Source organism: Calderihabitans maritimus (assembly GCF_002207765.1).
Lineage (GTDB): Bacteria > Bacillota > KKC1 > Calderihabitantales > Calderihabitantaceae > Calderihabitans > Calderihabitans maritimus.
This window is the reverse complement of sequence record NZ_BDGJ01000042.1, coordinates 87280-106399: the sequence shown is the minus strand read 5'-3', so window position 1 is coordinate 106399 and position 19120 is coordinate 87280. Positions and strand designations below refer to the sequence as shown.

The following is a 19120-nucleotide window of genomic DNA, read 5'->3' as shown; positions in this document are numbered from 1 at the left end:
TTAACGGATAGGCAGGAACCCGAATTGAAGTAAAATCTCCTGCCCCCGGGAGGACATAAGGAAATCTATAAATTCCGCAGCAAGCTCTTTCTGTTTACCGTTCTTCCCGACGGCAATAAAGTATTTTGCTTCCACGTTGTACTCCGGCGGAATTTCCAGTACTTTAACCTGTTTTTTTAAATCCGGAGTAACATCCGTAGCATAAACCAATGCTCCTCCCGCCTCACCGAGGGCCACCTTGGCTACCACCTGCTTAACATTACTTTCCCAAGAAACCACATTTTCAATTACGCGCGATTTATACTGGGAACCGTAAAGACGGCCTAAATTGTCCAGGACCTGCTCTGAATAGGCACCCACCGGGACCCGAGGGTCTGCCAACACCAGGTTTTTAATCTTCACCAGGTCTCCCAGGTTTTCTATCCCCGCCTGTTCTTTAGCAATAACCGCCACCAGTCTGTTTTTAGCCATCAGACGAGGCTGCTCCGCTAGATTTTGCTCGACCGCTTCAGCCACATATCTCTCGTCTGCCGAAGCAAAGACATCCGCCTGAGCGCCAGCACTCAACTGCTGCATCAAAACTTGGCTCCCGGCAAAGTTGAGCTGAACCTTTACACCGGGGTGAAGTGCTTGAAAGGCGCGGGCTATCTCCCGGAAACTCTCAGTTAGAGATGAAGCCGCAAAAACCGTGAGGACCTCTTGTTCTTCATTTTTCGCACAACCATTAATCAAAAGTGAAAAAGCTAATACGATCATGCCCAATACTTTCCATCTGTCTAAGGCACTCACGCCCATCAGCCTCCGATCTGAAACATACTCCGTCGCTGATCCTGCCATCCTTCAGAGTCCATGGAATGCCGACGCGGCTTCCCCTGAATGGCTTGAGAAATAAGGGCCTGCAATTCTTCTTCCCGCGCTCCCTGACGGAGCGGCCCTTTAAGGTCAATCTCCCACTCGGAGTGCAGGCAGGGCCTGATTTGTCCCTGAGCCGTCAGTCTAATCCGGTTACAATGATTACAAAAATGGTTGCTCATAGCGGTAATAAATCCAATAGTCCCTAAAGCACCGGGCAAACGGTAGTATTTAGCAGGACCTCCCCCGGGCACCTCTTCATAGGCTACCAGGCTGCCCAATTCTTTCTCAATTTGTTCCTTGATTTCGTAATAGGGCACCCTTTTCTCTTCAGCCCAGGCATTGCATGTGCCGATAGGCATTAATTCAATAAATCTTACGTGTAGCGGAAACTCCATGGTCAGGCGGGCAAAATCAAGAATCTCGTCATCGTTAGAACCACGTATGATGACGGTATTGAGCTTCACCGGATGGAGGGAGGAAGCCAGTGCAGCCTTTATTCCTTGCCATACATCCGTTAAATTTCCACCCCTGGTAATTTCTTTAAACCTTTCAGGGCGCAAGGTATCTAAGCTTATGTTGACGCGGTTAAGCCCTGCCTCCTCCAGGCTCTTTAGATATCGGGCCAGCAAAATACCGTTGGTAGTCAGTGCTAGATCGTCAATACCGGGAACAGCAGAAAGTTTCCTCACCAACCTGACAATCCCCTTCCGGATCAGGGGTTCTCCACCGGTTAAGCGGAGTTTTCTGATCCCCACCGCAGCGGCTGCCCGCACAATGGTTTCGATTTCCTCCAACCGGAGGATATCCTCATGTTCTACCAGCTTGACCCCTTCCGGTGGCATGCAGTAAACACATCGTAAATTACACCTATCAGTTATCGAAATTCTCAAGTAATTGATTTCTCTTTGAAACCGGTCCTGCATTAATCGCCAACCCCTTGTCCACTTAAAATAAACAGGCGCCCCCGCAATAAAAGGCGCCGCGTCAAATCTCGTCGGGTCTCCTTTCCAAATGCGGGGGGCATGCCGGTTTCCCGCCATACCCTGGTGCTGCCGGAGCAGCACGGCCCATTTGCCATAGCCTGAGCCTTAGGCAAATAGGCTCGGAGAACATGTTTTTGCTTATAGTATAAGGAAAACTTAAAAAGTAAGCAAGGGGTTCTTCTTAACAAAATCGCAATAATTTGGATTATGCAATTCTTTGTTGATTTATGGTATAATTTTTTCCACAGAGGTGTAAAAAGTGAAAAAAAATCAGTTTCACTTCTTTCTGCTTACCTTTCTTGCAGTAATTCTAACAGGACTGACGCTGGCTCACTTTTCGCCTTTAAAAGCAGTCTATTGGTTTTTTGGTCTCGGTTTTGGGTTTGTTATTCAGCGGTCCCGTTTTTGCTTTGCCAGTGCCTTTCGCGACCCCATTCTCTTTGGCACCCTAAGCTTGACGAAAGCCGTGCTTTTAATGTTAATAATATCCACCATCGGATTTGCCGCTATTCAGTACAATTTTTTTGTACAGGGATTGACCATTCCCGGAAAAATCTACCCGGTTGGTTTAAATACAGCGCTCGGTGGTTTCCTTTTTGGTCTGGGTATGATTCTCGCCGGTGGCTGCGTCTGCAGTTGCCTGGCTCGTATCGGTGAAGGTTCTGTAATTTATTTATGGACTTTAGCGGGCCTTATATCCGGTTCCCTCCTGTGTATCTGGAGCTTTGGCTGGTGGGAGCAAGCTTTACCGGTGTGGCGACCGGTCTTTTTTCCGGATTATCTCGGCTGGGGGCCAGCCTTAATTGCCCAGGTAACCGTACTGGCAGGTATCTATTTCATCCTTTGTCGGATGGAAAGAAGCAGCATTGACAAGAGGGGGAAGGTTCAGCGTGGCAACCCACAGACTTGACGTTTTAGGAGAGGTTTGCCCCGTACCTCTGTTAAAAACTCAACAAATATGTCGAAGATTAAAAACCGGAGATACCCTGGTGGTAGAGACAAACTTCAGCCGTTCAGTTAGAAATATCCTGGACTGGGCTGAAAAAAACCGTTATGAGTTTACCGTAGAGTCTACTGAAAACGGTATCTGGCAAATCTTTTTGACCAAACAGGAATAGGCTGGTGAAAAGATGTCTAAAGAAGTATTACGGTTTCATGGTGTTTCTACCGGCTGGACGTATTGGTTTGGCGGTCTCCTCCTAGCACTTTTAAATATCATCCTCTTCGCCGCAACCCAAAAACCCTGGGGGATTTCGCTTGCTATAGCTAAATGGGGAGTTAAAATAGCCAGAGTCTTCGGCAGCCACCCGGAAAAATGGGCTTATTTCCAACATGGACACGATATTAGAGGTGAAGATACCTGGATGATTCTCGGCATGATAGCTGGATCTTTGCTCTCGACCTTGTTGTCATCAGATTTCCGATGGATAAAAATCCGGCGACGCCGCCAAATCATCCTCGCCCTAGGGGGAGGAGCGTTGATGGGGTTTGGTGCCCGGCTGGCCCATGGGTGTAATGTAGGCGCCTTTTTTAGTGCCATTTCTTCCCAATCTCTTCATGGCTGGGTTTTTGCTATCTTCGTCTTTGCCGGAGCTTATATCGGAGTAAAGCTATTGACCCGGATGTACCTATAATCGCCGTAGCCCGGGAGCCTATTCCCGGGCTACGGCATTTAATTTAACAAAACTCCAGTGTCTCGGGGGCAATAAACCGGATAAAACGCTTGGCTACTGGTTTTAAAAATTTATTTTTCATATAAAGGAGATAATAATCTATTTGAATGGGCAGCTCTTTGATCGGTATGGCCCTTAGAGTCCCCCGCCGGATATCCTTTTGGACCCCCTGCCGGCAGCAAATGGAAATAGCAAAACCAGCTTCCACCGCCGCTTTGATCCCCTCTAAACTGCTCATCTCGCTCACCACATTAAGTTCCGAAAGTTTTATCCCCTGGTTCTCCAGAGCTCTTTCCAAAGCCTCGCGAACCCCTGAACCTTTTTCCCGCACAATAAACCGCTCTTTCATCAATTCCTTTATAGTTATCTCTTCTTTTTGGGCCCAAAAGCCTTTATTAGGAACAATGACTACTACTTCGTCCGTAGCAATTTTCTTGGTGACCAGTCCCTTCTGACCAGGCAATTCAGTAGAACCTTCCACCAGGCCCAGTTCGACCTGTTGTTCGATGACCTTCTGAATAATTAACTTAGTGTTACCCACTTCTACCTTTAGCTTTACCTGCGGATATTTTTCCTGAAAAGCCCAGATGCTGCAGGGCAGGGCATGATTGCCGATAATGGAACTGGCTCCAATGACCAGCTCATCTTTTTCCACCCCGAAGACCCGATCCAGTTCCCTTTCCATCTGCTGGTGAATCTCCAATAACCGCCGGGCATATTCATAGACTACCCGACCGGCAGATGTCAAAATGACTCCCTGGGCAGTTCGTTCAAATAGTTTGGCGCCATAGTATTCTTCTAGATTTTGTATTTGCAGGCTTACTGCCGGCTGAGTAATATGCAGCAATTTGGCTGCTTTAGAAAAACTTTTAAGCCGGGCCACCTCGCAAAACAACTCCAGCTGGTTTAGGTTCACCCCTATCCCTCCCGGCTAGTTCTACTTTTCACTAATATATTCTAGCATAACATTATAACATTTTTTTTTAGTCCTTCTTACCAATAATTAGTGCCAATTAGTTACATGTTATAAGGATATAATAAAGACTCATAACCGCAACTGCCTGATATGTACTAAAATATAAATAGGGCAGAACAATTAGAAGCCCTTGGTTATATACAATCTATGTCTCGACTCTGTTGAAAAAGGAGGGTGTTTTTCATTCAAAAAGATTGTGAAAGTTCGCTCAAGCACAGAAGATTCTAGCAAATTTAAAAACTACCTAAAAAGGTCACTCAAATTATTTTTCGATTATTTGCTCCTAATTCCAAAATTCAAAAAAAGGGAGGTTGAACGAGTTGGCAAACATTTTGGACAAAGTTATTGAAGAACAAAAATTTAGCCGCAGGACCTTTTTAAAAGCCGCTACTGCGGTAACTGCCGCAGCCGGCTTAGAAGTGACCGGAACCAAGGCTGCTCATGCAGAAGATTTTACCTTACCTAATTACAAAGAAGTAGACAGTGTTTGTTCCCTCTGCAACGGTGGGTGCGGATTGAAGGTAATGATAGGACCAGATGGTAAAATTGCCCGGGTTTATGGTGATCCGGATAACCCGTATAACAAAGGGGGAATTTGCCCTAAGCCCATGGAAATGGCTCAAGCCATCTATAGCGAGCACAGAGTTTTATATCCCATGAAGAAAGTTAATGGCAAATTTGAACGAATCTCATGGGATGAAGCTATAGATATCATTGCGGAAAAACTCAAGTATTATTTGGATAATTACGGCAATTCGTCTATTATAGCATTTACTTCAAAAGTAGGACAGGCCGGGTGTAAGGAGGCCATGAAAACTTTCCAGCAGCTCACCGGAATAGCGACCTTCGGTACTACTCCTGTTTGCTATGCTACGGAAAAAAAGATCCTCACCTCCATGTTTGGGCAAGGTTGTGCCACCAATCCCATGGCCGATGTAGTAAACTCCAAAATCCTGCTAATGGTAGGCAATAACAATGCGGCCACCAAACCGGGGCAGTTCCACTGGATACAAGAAGCTCGCCGCCGGGGAATGAAGTTAATTGTAGTTGATGTTCGATATACTGATACTGCGAAAAATGCAGATGAGTTCTACATGATTAATCCCGGAACCGATGGTGCCCTCGGAATGGCCATGCTTAATGTGGTTATCAAAGAAAACATTTACGATAAAGACTTTGTTAACAATTATGTATTGGGCTTTGAAGCGTTGGCAGAAGCTGTAAAAGATTTTACCCCTAAAAAGGCAGCAGAAATTACCGGCATTCCTGAAGAAGCTATTGTTCGTTTAGCCCGGGAATTTGCCCGGTATAAAGGCGCTGGTATGTTTTATCCCGGTCGTGGGGTTGTGATGACCAATAACTCGAGCGGAACATTGTTGGCGTTTTATTCTTTGATGGCCATTCTGGGTAATGTAGGGAAGCCCGGTGCGGGTATTTTATCTCACTTAGCTTCCAGTTATGGTTCCGTAAAGAATATTGTTCCCCAAGAAGAAGTGGTTAAACCCGAAAGAAAATGGAAACATTATGAGATTTATGAAGGTATGGAAAAAGGTCAGATTAAGATGGTGTTAACCGCCGGTAATCCCTGCGTTACATGGCCTGATTCTATACGGATGAGAAAGGCGCTTGACGGAGTGGAATTTCATGTAAGTCATACCATATTCATGGATGATACCGCTGAGTTAGCTGATATAGTGCTTCCTGCCGCCCACTGGTTCGAGGTTTCCGGTCCCCAAAAAGGCGTGAATTGGGCGCTTATGTGGCGGGAAGCAGCCCATGCGCCTTTGGGTGAAGCAAAATCAGGGCAGGAATTTTATTACCTATTGGCTCAAAAAATGGGCTTTAATATGTCCTATTTTGTAAAAACCCCGGAAGAACACTGGGCCAGAATGGTCGAAAAGAACTCTAAAGTGGCGGGTATTACAATCGAACGAATGAAAAAGGAAAAGGCAGTACATTATCCCTGCAAATCCTTAAGTGAAAAACCTAAGTTAAAACCGCTGTATACTGATCTCAAATTTAAAACTCCCAGCGGTAAAATTGAAATTCAGCAACTTGACAAGAACCGTTTAAAAACAGAAATTGCGTATTATCAAGACCCGCTGGAAAGCCCGGGCAATTCTAAAGATAGGGCGAAGGATTACCCGTTGATGTTCAGTACCGCAAAGGTGGCAGCTCACTACCATAGCCAGTGCCAGTACAGTGCCTGGGCCAGGGAAATAGAGACGCCATATTTGGAAATTCACCCTGCTACTGCAGCTAAGTACGGGGTTAAAGACGGAGATAAAGTGGTGGTGGAAACCCCTTACGGTAAAATTACCCTGGCGGCTAAGCTAACGGAATTGATTTCTGAAAAAGTGGTTTCCACCCAGCCCTATTTTGGTTTAAAATCACCGTATAAGCAGGAGCCGGCCAATACTTTGTTTCCCGCTGACCACGATATCAATGGCAGTTTCCTGCAAAAGAACATCCAGTGTAGAATATACAAAGCTTAGAAAGGGGTGACGGTTGATGAGAAGGGCAATGTTAGTAGACTTGTCTCGCTGTGTGGGTTGCAAATCCTGTATAATTTCCTGCAAGCAAGAAAACGAAGTAATTCCCGGATTGTTTTATAACGAGTTAAAGGAAAAAGAAGGTAGTGATCATGAAGGGTTTTATAAATATACTTATCCCCGGTCTTGTATGCACTGTGATACCCCTACCTGCGTTAAGGTTTGTCCCGTAGGAGCAAACACCAAAAAAGAAGATGGCATAGTTTATCGGGAACCCAAAAAGTGTGTTGGCTGCAAATACTGTGTTAATACCTGTCCCTATAATGCTTCCAAATATAATGCACTGGCCGAAAAGGCAGAAAAATGTACATTCTGTATCAAGAGGGTAAGAAATGGGTTGAAACCGGCATGTGCTACAAACTGTCCGTCAGATGCCAGAACCTATGGGGAAATGAACGACTTGTTGGCGCTGGCCGAGAAGAGAAAAGCATCTTTAAAGGCAAAGGGTCAGGAAGCCGTTATTTACCGTGGTGATAAATTAAATACATCCATGATTTACTTGATTCCTGTGGGTGTAGATCTTCCTGGATTGCCTGCTCATCCCCAAATACCAACCAGTGTTGGGTTCTGGCAGGATATTGTTCAGCCGTTGGGCAAACTGGCCATGGGCAGCGTAGGCGCTGCGGTAATTACCAGTTTCCTGATTAACACCTTTAAGGCCGAAGATAAACCGGCGAAAGGGGGAAAAGTTAATGAAGGGTAAGGTATTGCGATTTAACAAAGCGGAAAGAATAGCTCACTGGGTCCATACAGTTTCATTTTTAACCTTATTACTGACCGGTCTGGCTTTATTCTCTATGAAACTTGGGAACATACTGGGGGTTTCTGGGATTCAAACAGCCCGTATGATTCACAGGTTCATGGCCATACCCTTTGCGATTGGTACACCCTTAGTGTTATTACTGGGTACGCCCAAGTCTACCTTCCGCTGGTTGAAAGATGTTTTCACCTGGGATAAGGATGACGTAAAATTTGTAATGGGATTTGCCAGGGAGTTTTTTGGGTTGGGTGCTGAATTACCTCCCCAAGGTAAATTTAATGCAGGAGAAAAAATTAATTCCATGCTCACCATCTTTGGCTCTATTATCCTGGCGGTTACCGGATTAATCATGTGGCAAGATCATCTTTTTCCCAGGGAAGTTGTGCAATGGATGTACCCCATTCATGATTTATTTGCCCTGGTGATGGGAGCAGTTATTATTGGCCACGCTTATTTAGCACTCTTGCATCCCGGTTCCAAGGAATCAATTAACGGTATGATTAGTGGATACGTATCAGAAGAGTTTGCTAAAAGCCACCACGAAAAATGGTTTATGCAAGAATTCAACCGTGACACAGGTGTAGATATCAAGAAAAGTGCTTGAAAAAAGAGTTGATAAAACATTTTCAACCCGCTCATCATAAACGTCATTAACCGTTTTATCAAAAAGATAGAGAATTCCTGAAGCAGTTGTCCTTAATTATCCTAACAGAGGGGGGAAAAGATAATGTTTGGCCTTTTACCGAATATCGGAGTCCCGGAACTGATTTTAATCTTGGTCCTTGCCCTCGTCATCTTTGGCCCCGGCAAACTGCCTGAAGTAGGCCGGGCCATTGGTAAAAGCATCCGGGAGTTCAAAAAAGCCACCAGCGAAGTCAAGGAAGAACTGGAAAGTACGGTAAAGGAATAAAACTAAGCCCACATTTTTGGTGGGCTTAGCCTTTAGCTCTGGTTGTGTAAAACCGGAGTTCACCTCTTTTCATTTTTCAAAGGGTGTGCCCATTACGGGCACACCCTCGAATGTTATTTGTTCTTCTGCTGCGGTTCTAATTCCGCAGTGATCTCTTCTTTAATCTCTTTGGAAGCATTCCTAAATTCCCTGATGGATTTACCCAGGGACCTACCGACTTCCGGCAACTTCCCCGGACCGAAAATGATCAACGCCAATACCAATATCAGAATCAGCTCGGGCACCCCTATACTTGGTAAGAAACCGAACATAGTTATCATTCTCCTTCTTTTATTTTTAGGCTTTTAACACTTCAACTCTCGTATCCAACTGAGCCGCTCCCCCGCCGACAGGGTCAGACTGAGCACCATAACTGAGTGCTTCGTCCCTCCTTAACAAGTAATTGACCGGGAAACCAGTTCCTCTTCCCAGGGCATAACCGGTGCCCGGAGTACCGGCCATACCGCTGGTATGACCGTACGGAGTAGCGTATGCTTGTTTGACACCGTCAATCTCTACCGGCCGGGATCCGTAGGCAAAATGTCCGTAACTAAAGGCCGCACCGACCACCCCTGGTCTAATTCTGGCAGTTACCAGCGCTGTGGCAGTAACTTCAGAATTAGCCGACCTTATCTTCACCTTAGCACCGCTCTTAATTCCTCGCTGGCGAGCATCCTCAGGATTTATCCAAAGCAGGTTTTCCGCCTCAATTTCTCTCAGCCAGACATCGCTGATATTGCGGTGAGTGCCCGTATAGGCACTTTTCCAGTTAATTAATACCAGGGGATAGGGATCATCCACCTTTTTACCGTTGTAAAAAGTCACTTCAGCCACCTTAGGCAAACCGTCAAAGAACTTCCCATCGTAGGAGTTCTTGGCCCCGGCTAATTTTTCATTGTAGAAGTTAACCTCGGAGGCCAATTTATATTTTAAATAAGGTCCGTCATATTCGTTGCCTCTAGCCTCAAAACGCCCGCCCCGGTTTAGAACATAGACCACCTTGCGCCATTCCTCCGGCTTCACTGCCCTCTTCCAGGCCTCTAAATCAAAAAACTTTCCTAGAGCCTTGCGGCGGGCCTTTTCGAAAATAGCCAGTTCCTCGTCATCAGCGTCCGGCACCGGCTCCTTCCCGTCATAGGCAATGTTGGCCACTACCTTGAGATAGAAGTCTTCCGCTCTGTTCAACGGACTGCCGTCCGGAAAGGCATTGTCCCCCACTCCCGGCAAGCCCATCTTTTTGGCAATATCAATGAGGACATCCTCTGCCTGGCGGACCTCCGGATAAACTCTGGTCACGGGCTGCTGGATATGGGATTCTTTCAACTCGAAATTGGGATAAATGACTTCTAAACCCCACCTCTCCAGATAAGTGCAATCAGGTAGAATATAGTCGGCATACATAGAAGTTTCCCCGATGACCACATCGGAAGCTACTATGAGCGGAATGATATTGGTATTCTTCAGTATTTCCACCTGCTCCTGTCCCAAAGGAGCCGAGACGACCGGCGAAATTCGGTGTATGAACAAGGCTTTAATGGGATAGGGATAACCGTCGGCAGCGCTCGGCAGCACTTCCTGGGTTAGATTAGCTGAAAACTGAAACCAGGGCCTTTTGGCCGGATAGCCGTCTCGTTTAAACAGGGAGGTCTTTTCATAGGCTTTTTTCGTCCGGTCTAGCGGAATCCCCCAGGCTTTAAACCCGTTGGGAACCTTAAGTACATCGTAGCGCCCGTTAAACAACTTGAACTTGGCTCCGGTGGTAATGCTACCCCCTTTCCAATCGTAATTACCGATAAGGTGATTAAGGCAGTTGATAGCCCTTAAGTTATAAAATCCGTTCACATGCATGGCAGGACCACGGTAGGAAATGATGGCCGCCTTTTTGCCATGGGAAGTAAACTCTCGGGCCAGTTCCACAATTTGTTCCACCTCAATCCGGCAGATACGGGCATACTCCTCTAAAGTATATTCCATCACCCGTTCTTTGAAAAGGGTAAAAACAGACTTAACGCGGATACCGTTGATTTCCGTATCTACTTCCAACTGACCCTCCTTAGCCTTATCATGGGGAACCGGGCGGCCGTTCTCCAACACCACCAACTGATCCTTGTTACCGATACCCAGGTCACTGGCCCGCAGCTTGGGCCGCTTCGGGTCGCTCAGGTTAACCAAATGGGTAGCATCGCTCCAGGTTGGTTCACCGTCTTCCGCCGCCGCCTGCCGGTTGGGATTGGTCAAATACCGCCGGTCATAACGATTGTTTTCGATAATCCAGCGAGCCATGGCCAGGGCCAATGCACCGTCAGTTCCTGGGTAGATAGGCACCCAAAGGTGAGCCTTTTCCGCAATCTTGCTCATCCGGGGGTCCACCACGGCCAGCTTCATGCCCCGTTTGAGGGCATTGGTGATTTTCGGCGCCAGCCAGGTGGGACCCTTATTGGCCACCAACGGGTTCGTCCCCCAGACAATCAAAAATTCCGCGTTATCAATGTCAGCATACATTCGTTTTTTGGGCTTGGGGCTGTTAAAGGACCGGATATTACCCATCACCCCGCTGACCCCACAAATACCCCCATGGTGGATGGTATTAATACTGCCCATGGTCTGTTTCCAAAACCGTTTCTGAAAGAAATCCCGCCGGTCTCCGAACAAACTAACCACCTGGTTGGCCTTTGGCCCCAGGTCAGGGTGGCGCGTGTCAATGAGGACGTCCCGGTATTTTTTATCAAACTCCTCCTGGCTCATTTCTCCTTTTTGAACCTTTTCCCAATCGGCCATCACGGGTTTCTCCGGGACAAAGGCCCAGATATCCTTCAATCCCGGGGTTCCCAGGTCAGGAGCACCATTAACAATTTCGTCGATAGCCTGCTCCCAAGAAATAGTTTGCCATTTGCCGCTACCCCGCGGGCCTACCCGCTTCAAAGGTTTGGTTACCCGTAAGGCGTCATAGGCCGTCTGAATGCCGGCCTGTCCCTTAAGGCATATGCGCCCCCCGCGAAAAGCGCGACCAACCCGCGCTACTTCTCCCTGGCCTTTTGCAGCCTCTTTCACCGGAGTATCGTAGGGGATTGCTCCGAAAGGAACCATATTCAGAGGACTGTACGGGTTTCCCGCCAGTTTACGAATAATCGAAGTGTACGGACCATCACCCGATGCAGGAGCGATCACTGCCTTGAGGGTACAGTGAGTGTTACACTGCTCACAGGTGGTATAAATGACATCCTCTGCCCCGTAGTCCTCAAAATCATCGCCCACCCCATGGGGATCATTCAGCCAAAGTTTTTCGATAGGAGGTAAAACAGTTCCGGTTATCAGGGGCTCTAGGGCAACCATCCCACCTGCTGCCATTGTCCCCTTAATAAAATTCCGGCGGCTAATCTTCTTAACAGCCTTTTCACAACTTTTGTCCTGTTTACTCATTTTCCTTCACCCCTTTATCAATTTCTTGCCGCACGTCAATGGGGAGCCCCGTTACCGCCAAACTGTAAAGGAATAATCCGAAAGCAATCACCCCAAGACTACTTGCCAGCTCAACCCAGGTGGGGAGATAATAACCTTCCGGCAGTCCTTCCATTACTGGCACAATCAAGGAAGGTAAAACAATATGGAACCGGACCGCCACAATACCGATGACTACCATGATTGCCGCAGCAGCAATGGCCGCGGGAGAATTTCTAGTTCTAGGATAAGCTAGAATGGCCAACGGGATAACGGCCCCGACCAGCATTTGGATACCCCAAAAGGACCAGGCAAACTGCCCGGCAAAAATGGTTTTGAGGGTGGCCAATTCAGTAGCCTCAAGCCCGTAGGCACCAATAAGAAATTCATAAAACTCGAGACCGAGGTCAATTGAAAGAAATAGCGCTAGCAGACCACCTAGGGATTTCAGCATTTCCCGGTCCGGTATTTGGCCGGAAACTTTTTTCCGGATGGTATAAGAAGCAATTAACAAGGCAGTCCCGGATACCAGCGCCGATACGATGAAAACGACCGGCAACAGAGCACTGTTCAGGTAAGGGCGGGCTTTCGCCACCGCAAAGAGGGCTCCGGTACCCCCATGGACACCAAAAATTGCGATGGGAATCCCAATGGCACCCAACACCTTCAAAATGCGATGGTCGCGCTTTACAGACTCCTCGCTTAAGTCTTTGCTTCCCAGGGTGCAGACCGCCGCTACGCGAGCCGCCCAGCCCGTTCCGCGAGAGGCACGAATTAAATCCTGTCGCATAGAAAAATACAACTCCGCTGCCAGCAATAAGATATAAATAACATAGAACCGGACTTCCCAGGCCAAAACACTAGTGGGGTTAAAATACCACAGAACATGCCAAAATCTTTCCATCCGGCCAAGATCGAGAAGAATAAAGGTAAGAGCTAGGACCATACTGATTATGGCCACCAGCAGGGCTTCCCGTCCCACTTTATGAAAACGTTCCATGCCAAACACATGGATAAAGGTAGATAGCAAGAAAGCCCCTGCACTCATCCCAACAAAGTAAATATAAAAAGCCACCCAGGTCCCCCAAGGAGTAATGGTCGTCAGACCTGTGCTGGCCAAGCCCTCTTTGGCCCGGATGATAAAAGCAACGACCCCCGCCACCATGGCCAGGACAAGAAGCCCGTACCAGACCAAGGCACCCCCTCTAGAAACCCGGGGTGAAACGACTCTGTCCGCTTCAGTCTCATTCTTATGAACCAATATGGAAGAATTTGTAGGACTACTCACCGTAAACACCTCCCTAATTCAATTCACTTCAGATAGATAACCCGGGGATGGGTACCTAGTTCCTCTTTAAGACGAAAAGCTCGCGGACTGGCAGCCAGTTTAGCCACGGTACTGTGGGGATCATTCAGGTCGCCGAAAAATCGGGCATCGCCGGGGCAAGTTTCTACGCAAGCCGGCTCTTCTCCCCGTTCCAACCGGTGGTAGCAAAAAGTGCATTTGCGCACAATCCCGGTCGGAATTTTTCCTTTTGTCCGCTTGCCCCAGTTCATCCCCCATTCATGGGCCTGCGCCGCAGAGTAGCCCACCATTTCCTGATCGTAACTGTCACCAAAATCAAAATAGCGGGCTCCGTAAGGACAATTCACGATACAGTATCGGCAGCCAATACAGCGTTCATAGTCCACGGCAGTAATACCGTTCTCCAGCTTATAGGTAGCCTGCACCGGGCAAACCTGGGCACAGGGTGGCCGGTCACACTGCATACAAGGGCGCGGCAGGTTAGTCCTGACTACATTAGGGAACCTACCCTGCTCTTCCTCCACCACAACATTGTAGGTTACCCCCGGCGGCGTACGGTTTTCTGCCTTGCAGGCAACTGTACAAGCATGGCATCCAATACATTTGCTGAGGTCAATGACCATAGCCCATCTAGGACTCCCGCCGTTACCACCTTTTTCTCCGGCCAGAGCAACCTTCAGTCCACTAAAAAACTCCCTTCTGCTTATACCGCCCATCTTGTCTCCTCCTTTCCGTGAAATTTGTAACTAGCTACTCCGGGATTGTGTAAAGTAGCAAAACAGGTGCCAACAAAAATAAATCACCGGTTAATTAACCGGTGCCCTGAAAAGTCAACGATTTGAGCTTAATCAATCATTTTATTCCTCTTCCATAGCAGTGACATTTTGTCCTTACGTGGTGACAAAATGTCACTGCTTCGTCATCATTCATCCAAATTATAGGCCTGGATTTTGCGATAGAGATTCCGAACACTAATCCCCAGTAAACGGGCTGCTTTTGCCCTGTTGCCGTTAACACTTCTAAGGGTGGCAGCAATATGTCTTTTTTCTACCTCCTCAAGCGTCATGCCAACCGAAATAGCCTCATTATTTTCATTGAAAAGATCTTCTTTTTTAATGACACTCCCCGAAGCCAAGAGAACTCCTCTTTCCACCATGTGAGCCAGTTCCCGCACATTGCCCGGAAAATCGTAAGCCATCAGGGCCCGCATCGCTTCCTCGTCTAAGCGAAGCTTCCTTTCCTCTCCGGCAAACTTAGTAATAAAATAGTCAACCAGCAGGGGGATATCCTCCTTACGCTCCCGTAAAGGCGGTACCACCAGCTTGAAAACATTAAGCCGGTAATAAAGGTCTTCCCGGAAACGGCCCTGCCGAATCTCTTCTTCAAGCCGCCGGTTGGTAGCCGCCACCACCCGCACATCAACATAACGTAGCCGGTTGTCCCCTACCCGCCTGAATTCTCCGGTCTCTAAAAAGCGCAGGAGTTTTACCTGTAATTGAGGATCTAGCTCGCCAATCTCATCAAGAAAGAGGGTTCCGCTGTCGGCTGCCTCCACCAGGCCTTTCTTTTGCATGACAGCACCCGTGAAGGCTCCTTTCTCGTGACCGAATAGCTCGCTTTCCAGCAAGTGTGCCGGTAGGGCCCCACAATTGACCACAATGAACGGCCGTCCCGCCCTAGGGCTCCACCCATGTAGAGCTTCGGCAATGAGTTCCTTTCCGGTACCGCTTTCTCCTTCAATGAGGACCGGTGAAGGGGACGCGGCCACTTTTCTCACCATCTCCTGCAGCCGGCGAATTTTCTCGCTTTCGCCGATGATCCGGCGGAAACCTAGATTTCTATTCAAGGCCTGCTGTAAACCTTTGTTTTGTCCCAGCAATTTTCTTTTCTCAACAGCTTTTTCTATCAGGATTTCCAATTCTTCCAGGTTACAGGGCTTGGTTAGATAGTCGTAGGCACCCAGTTTCATCGCCCGAATGGCCGTTTCAATAGTGCCGTGGCCAGTCAGCATCAACACCTGGGTTTCCGGCTGGGTCTCTTTGATCTTCTCTAAAAGCTCCAGACCGTCCATACCGGGCATTTTAAGGTCTACAATAGCCACGTCAAAAAACTCTTCCTCTAGCCGTTCCAGGGCTTCTGAACCCGATCCGGCACCAACTACGGCGAAACCCTTGCGCTGAAAACGCCGTACCAAGAGGTCCCGGAAGGTTTCTTCATCGTCCACAATCAGAATCCTAACTTGCCGTTTCATTTAATCCCTCCTTCCCCCGGCTAACAGGTAGACATACGGTCACTGTCGTCCCCTTACCGGTTTGACTGGTAACCTTGATCCGGCCTTTTAGTCTGGAAATAATACCGTAACAAATAGAAAGTCCTAACCCTGTACCCACTCCTGCCGGCTTGGTGGTAAAAAAGGGATCAAATATCTTAGGTAGTTGTTCCTCCGGAATCCCGCACCCAGTATCGCTTACTGTTACTTTAATATAGTTTTCTTCCAGAGAAGTACTTATAGTCAGGCGACCGGACTTGTCCATAGCGTCCAGGGCATTTTGAAAGAGATTGACAAAAACTTGTTGCAACTGCAAACGATCTGCCAGTACCGGTGGTAACTGGGGCTCCAGTTTTTTTTCGATTACGATGTCGGCCTGTTTAAACTGATATTCCAATAAAGCGAGCGCATCCTCGATAACGGAGTTAACAGATAATTCCTGTGGCTGCCATTCACTCTGTCGAGCAAAGTTCAACAGGTTTTGGGTAATCTTTTTCGCTCTGGCCACCTGTTCTTTTATCACCGTAAGGTAATGGATAAGCTCTCCTGATTCCAAGAGTTCTTCGGCTTTTTCGGTCTCCAGACGCTCCAGTAAATCCTGACTATACGCCGCAACGCTGGCCAGCGGATTGTTGATCTCGTGGGCCACTCCGGAAGCAAGGAGACCCACTGCTGCCAATTTGTCAGCCTGGACGACCATTGCTTCCATCTCCCGCTTTTGTTTAAGTTCTCTGGTCATCTGGTTAAAGGCAGCAACCAGCCGTCCAACTTCATCTTCGGACTTAAAATCTATAACATAGTCTAAATCTCCGGCTCCGACCCGTTTGACCCCCTCCTCCAGAATTTCAATGGGGCGGGTGAAGCGCAAAGCTGAACTAACACTGATAATGGTCACTAGCAGCGCCACCACCAGAGTAGCAAGGCCCAGTTTTAACGCCATCTGACGAATGGGTGTGAAAACCTGGTGGACCGGTTCTTCTATCACGACACCCCAGCCCAGAGAATTTACTGGAGCATAAACTCCCAATACTTCAAGACCGGTATAAGTTCGGTAACGGTGGGGTACCGGCAGCTTTGCCGGATCCGTCCCGCTGAGCAGTTCTTGTACGCAAAGAGAAGACAGTACAGACCGGTTACGCAGAACCTCACTGAAATCCGTATGCCCGATAAGCCTTCCCGTCTGATCCACAACCAACACATAACCGGCGTTCCCCGTCGGGATCTGCAATACCGCATCCATCACGTTACGTAGACTGACCCGAGCGGCGAGACCGCCCACCACCCTGGTTCCGCTAAGGTCCCTCACCGGTACGGCAATGGTTATCATCGGCCGGCCGTCTTCCCCCAGCTCGACCGGGCCGTGATAAGGACGGTCCTGAATAACAGTCCGAAATTCCGGTGTTTTTTCAACATTTCCTAAATCCTCCTGGATAATCACTTCGCGGCGGGAAACGCGGGCCAGTTCTTTTCCGCTGTTGTCCCACAATTTAACCTCTTCCAGAGAGGAAGTATCTTTGAGAATAGTGTACAGGAGACGTTCCCTTTCCCTGTAATCAGCCGTCAATAGTTGAACGTGGAAAGAATTGGCCGTCAGCATTAATTTTTCTTCTATCTTCTGCATCTGACCCTCAATTTCCCGGGCGATCTTCCGAGCAGTAGCCATTTCCCGACTCTGGATGGCCGACTCTAAGTTGAGACGAGCCGCCGAAATGTTAAGCAGGCCCAAAATCAGTAGCGGAATAATGGACATGATAAGGCTAAATGCTAAAACCCGGAACTTGAGGCGCCCTCGCCAACTAAAGATTTTGGAATTAATCACCGGGGCCAACTCCTTCCTGCTTCCTATCCAAAATCACGTCAGCGTAAGATAAACCGAAAGGCGAGATATTTAAACCGAGAACCCGGGCAGTGGAAAGGTTGACCACCAAGCGCAGGTCTTCCGGCAGCTCCACCGGAATACCAGCCGGGTCTTGACCGCGCAACACCTTTGCTACCAGGCGAGCGGCCTGAAAGCCCTGACTGTGAAAGGAAACACCGTAAGAAGCCAGATAACCCTGCTCCACTTCCTCCGCATATACTCCGATAACGGGTATTTTCTTCTGGAAAGAAAATTCAACCAATTGGTGGGTTGCCGATTCCAGATTAAAGCTGGGCAAAATAAGGATGGCATCTACCTCATGGTTGTTAACGGGAGACAAGATTTTGCCCAGTTCTTGGCGGGAATTAACCGCCACCAGGTGCGGTAAAATCCCCAATTTTTCCGCCACTTCCTGCGCCTTTTGTAAAGAAAAAGGAGTAGGCCTAACAATTGGGTCATACAGAATTATTACCTTCCTCACCTCAGGTAACAGCTTTTGCAAAAATTCTAATCTTTTGCCAGTAAGCTCTACATGAAAGTTGTCAACCCCTGTAATATTGGCGCCAGGGTTTCTCAGACTTTTCACCAGGCCGGTTTCGACACTGGAAGCAACACCCATGAACACCACCGGAATTTCCGTTTTTTCCGTGGCTAACTTGGCTGCTTCGGCCTCTATCCCTCCCGCCGCCACAATCACATCCGGATGGAGAGCCACCAGTTCTCTTGCCATGGGAAAGACCCTCTCCCGACTATACCGAGCATTTTTGACAATAAAGTGAACATTTTCTCCCTCGTAATAACCATAAGTCTTTAGTCCTTCTTTTAAGCCTGATAGCTTAGCCAGCCGGGCGTCACCGGAAACAAGAACACCGACTCGGAAAACGGGCTTCTTTTCTTCGTTATCAGTAAGAGCCATAGAGACAACTAAAATTACCAACAACGCTATCATAGTCAGGAAGATTAGACGTTTCTTTGCCATCCTAACCCACCCCTCTCAGAAAACTCCCATGCCAGGAAAAAACAATGAAATAATCACCGGACCCCAACTTCAGTTGGGCTTCCTAAGCCCCCTTTGTTCCAATTTTAAGTAAGGTCGCGTTAGGGTGTAGTTTTAATTCAGAAAAAAGGCCCATAGCCTTGTTAATCCAAGACCAGGGCATTAATTCTAATGTTTTTTTAATTATATCACAATTTCCAAAACAAACTATGACTGAAGAAACTGGGGGTTGTGTCAATAAGTAACAAGTTAAATAATCATCAATTTTCTTGTTTGGTAATAACCTACTACCGCAGGTTGGGCGCCAAACGGGCAGCAAAAAAAGGGTTCCAGGCAAATCACGGGAACCCCAAAACCTTTGAATTGCTGGTGGGGCTGTCCAGACTTGAACTGGAGACCTCTTGCATGTCAAGCAAGCGCTCTGACCAACTGAGCTACAGCCCCTCAATTAGTTTTAAGTTACTCTTTAATTATATTCATTTGATACCTAACCGTCAAGGGGTT

Annotated in this window: 17 protein-coding genes, 1 tRNA gene and 1 riboswitch; of the genes, 7 read left to right on the top strand and 11 right to left on the bottom strand. The window is 47.7% G+C overall.

Going from position 1 to position 19120, the window contains the following annotated elements; translation table 11 throughout:
• On the bottom strand, positions 1 to 789 hold the full coding sequence (modA, locus tag KKC1_RS05345) for a molybdate ABC transporter substrate-binding protein (protein ID WP_192868089.1): 789 nt from the start codon (positions 787 to 789) through the stop codon (positions 1 to 3).
• 5 nt (positions 790 to 794) lie between these two features.
• Positions 795 to 1778: a GTP 3',8-cyclase MoaA gene (gene moaA / locus KKC1_RS05340; protein WP_088553456.1), complete on the bottom strand. Its 984-nt coding sequence runs from the start codon at positions 1776 to 1778 to the stop codon at positions 795 to 797.
• 61 nt (positions 1779 to 1839) lie between these two features.
• Positions 1840 to 1975: riboswitch (molybdenum cofactor riboswitch) on the bottom strand.
• A 122-nt stretch (positions 1976 to 2097) separates the two neighbouring features.
• Between moaA and KKC1_RS05335 the strand changes: the two genes are divergently transcribed.
• The 3 genes from KKC1_RS05335 to KKC1_RS05325 are packed head-to-tail and all read left to right on the top strand — an operon-like array spanning position 2098 to position 3472.
• Positions 2098 to 2748 (top strand): YeeE/YedE thiosulfate transporter family protein, encoded by a 651-nt coding sequence (locus tag KKC1_RS05335; RefSeq protein WP_143288679.1) that lies wholly within the window; start codon positions 2098 to 2100, stop codon positions 2746 to 2748.
• Positions 2729 to 2956 (top strand): sulfurtransferase TusA family protein, encoded by a 228-nt coding sequence (locus tag KKC1_RS05330; RefSeq protein WP_202819956.1) that lies wholly within the window; start codon positions 2729 to 2731, stop codon positions 2954 to 2956. The genes KKC1_RS05335 and KKC1_RS05330 overlap by 20 nt, the downstream gene beginning before the upstream one ends.
• A 12-nt stretch (positions 2957 to 2968) precedes the next feature.
• Positions 2969 to 3472 (top strand): YeeE/YedE thiosulfate transporter family protein, encoded by a 504-nt coding sequence (locus KKC1_RS05325; RefSeq protein ID WP_088553454.1) that lies wholly within the window; start codon positions 2969 to 2971, stop codon positions 3470 to 3472.
• Positions 3473 to 3515: 43 nt separating this feature from the next.
• On the opposite strand, the gene KKC1_RS05320 is transcribed toward KKC1_RS05325, so the two are convergent.
• Positions 3516 to 4427, bottom strand: a complete 912-nt coding sequence (locus tag KKC1_RS05320; protein WP_088553453.1) for a selenium metabolism-associated LysR family transcriptional regulator — start codon at positions 4425 to 4427, stop codon at positions 3516 to 3518.
• A 380-nt stretch (positions 4428 to 4807) separates the two neighbouring features.
• Between KKC1_RS05320 and KKC1_RS05315 the strand changes: the two genes are divergently transcribed.
• From KKC1_RS05315 to tatA, 4 genes are all read left to right on the top strand, one after another.
• On the top strand, positions 4808 to 6982 hold the full coding sequence (locus tag KKC1_RS05315) for a molybdopterin-containing oxidoreductase family protein (RefSeq protein WP_192868088.1): 2175 nt from the start codon (positions 4808 to 4810) through the stop codon (positions 6980 to 6982).
• A gap of 16 nt (positions 6983 to 6998) precedes the next feature.
• On the top strand, positions 6999 to 7742 hold the full coding sequence (locus KKC1_RS05310; RefSeq protein ID WP_088553451.1) for a 4Fe-4S dicluster domain-containing protein: 744 nt from the start codon (positions 6999 to 7001) through the stop codon (positions 7740 to 7742).
• Positions 7732 to 8403 (top strand): formate dehydrogenase subunit gamma, encoded by a 672-nt coding sequence (locus KKC1_RS05305; protein ID WP_088553450.1) that lies wholly within the window; start codon positions 7732 to 7734, stop codon positions 8401 to 8403. The genes KKC1_RS05310 and KKC1_RS05305 overlap by 11 nt, the downstream gene beginning before the upstream one ends.
• Before the next feature lie 123 nt (positions 8404 to 8526).
• Positions 8527 to 8709 (top strand): twin-arginine translocase TatA/TatE family subunit, encoded by a 183-nt coding sequence (tatA, locus tag KKC1_RS05300; RefSeq protein ID WP_088553449.1) that lies wholly within the window; start codon positions 8527 to 8529, stop codon positions 8707 to 8709.
• A gap of 113 nt (positions 8710 to 8822) precedes the next feature.
• On the opposite strand, the gene KKC1_RS05295 is transcribed toward tatA, so the two are convergent.
• From KKC1_RS05295 to KKC1_RS05260, 8 genes are all read right to left on the bottom strand, one after another.
• Positions 8823 to 9020: a TatA/E family twin arginine-targeting protein translocase gene (locus KKC1_RS05295; protein WP_088553448.1), complete on the bottom strand. Its 198-nt coding sequence runs from the start codon at positions 9018 to 9020 to the stop codon at positions 8823 to 8825.
• A gap of 25 nt (positions 9021 to 9045) precedes the next feature.
• Positions 9046 to 12168 (bottom strand): molybdopterin-dependent oxidoreductase, encoded by a 3123-nt coding sequence (locus KKC1_RS05290; protein WP_088553447.1) that lies wholly within the window; start codon positions 12166 to 12168, stop codon positions 9046 to 9048.
• Entirely contained in the window at positions 12161 to 13474 is a 1314-nt protein-coding gene (gene nrfD / locus KKC1_RS05285; protein WP_238134209.1) for an NrfD/PsrC family molybdoenzyme membrane anchor subunit, read from the bottom strand. Before nrfD ends, KKC1_RS05290 begins: the two co-directional genes overlap by 8 nt.
• 23 nt (positions 13475 to 13497) lie before the next feature.
• A complete protein-coding gene (locus KKC1_RS05280) occupies positions 13498 to 14208 on the bottom strand; it encodes a 4Fe-4S dicluster domain-containing protein (RefSeq protein ID WP_088553446.1) in 711 nt (236 codons plus the stop codon).
• A 206-nt stretch (positions 14209 to 14414) separates the two neighbouring features.
• A complete protein-coding gene (locus KKC1_RS05275; RefSeq protein ID WP_088553445.1) occupies positions 14415 to 15743 on the bottom strand; it encodes a sigma-54-dependent transcriptional regulator in 1329 nt (442 codons plus the stop codon).
• Positions 15727 to 17580 (bottom strand): sensor histidine kinase, encoded by a 1854-nt coding sequence (locus tag KKC1_RS05270; RefSeq protein ID WP_088553444.1) that lies wholly within the window; start codon positions 17578 to 17580, stop codon positions 15727 to 15729. Before KKC1_RS05270 ends, KKC1_RS05275 begins: the two co-directional genes overlap by 17 nt.
• Entirely contained in the window at positions 17573 to 18598 is a 1026-nt protein-coding gene (locus KKC1_RS05265; protein ID WP_088553443.1) for an ABC transporter substrate-binding protein, read from the bottom strand. The genes KKC1_RS05270 and KKC1_RS05265 overlap by 8 nt, the downstream gene beginning before the upstream one ends.
• Before the next feature lie 385 nt (positions 18599 to 18983).
• Positions 18984 to 19060 (bottom strand) — tRNA-Val (locus tag KKC1_RS05260).
• Positions 19061 to 19120: the final 60 nt, after the last annotated feature.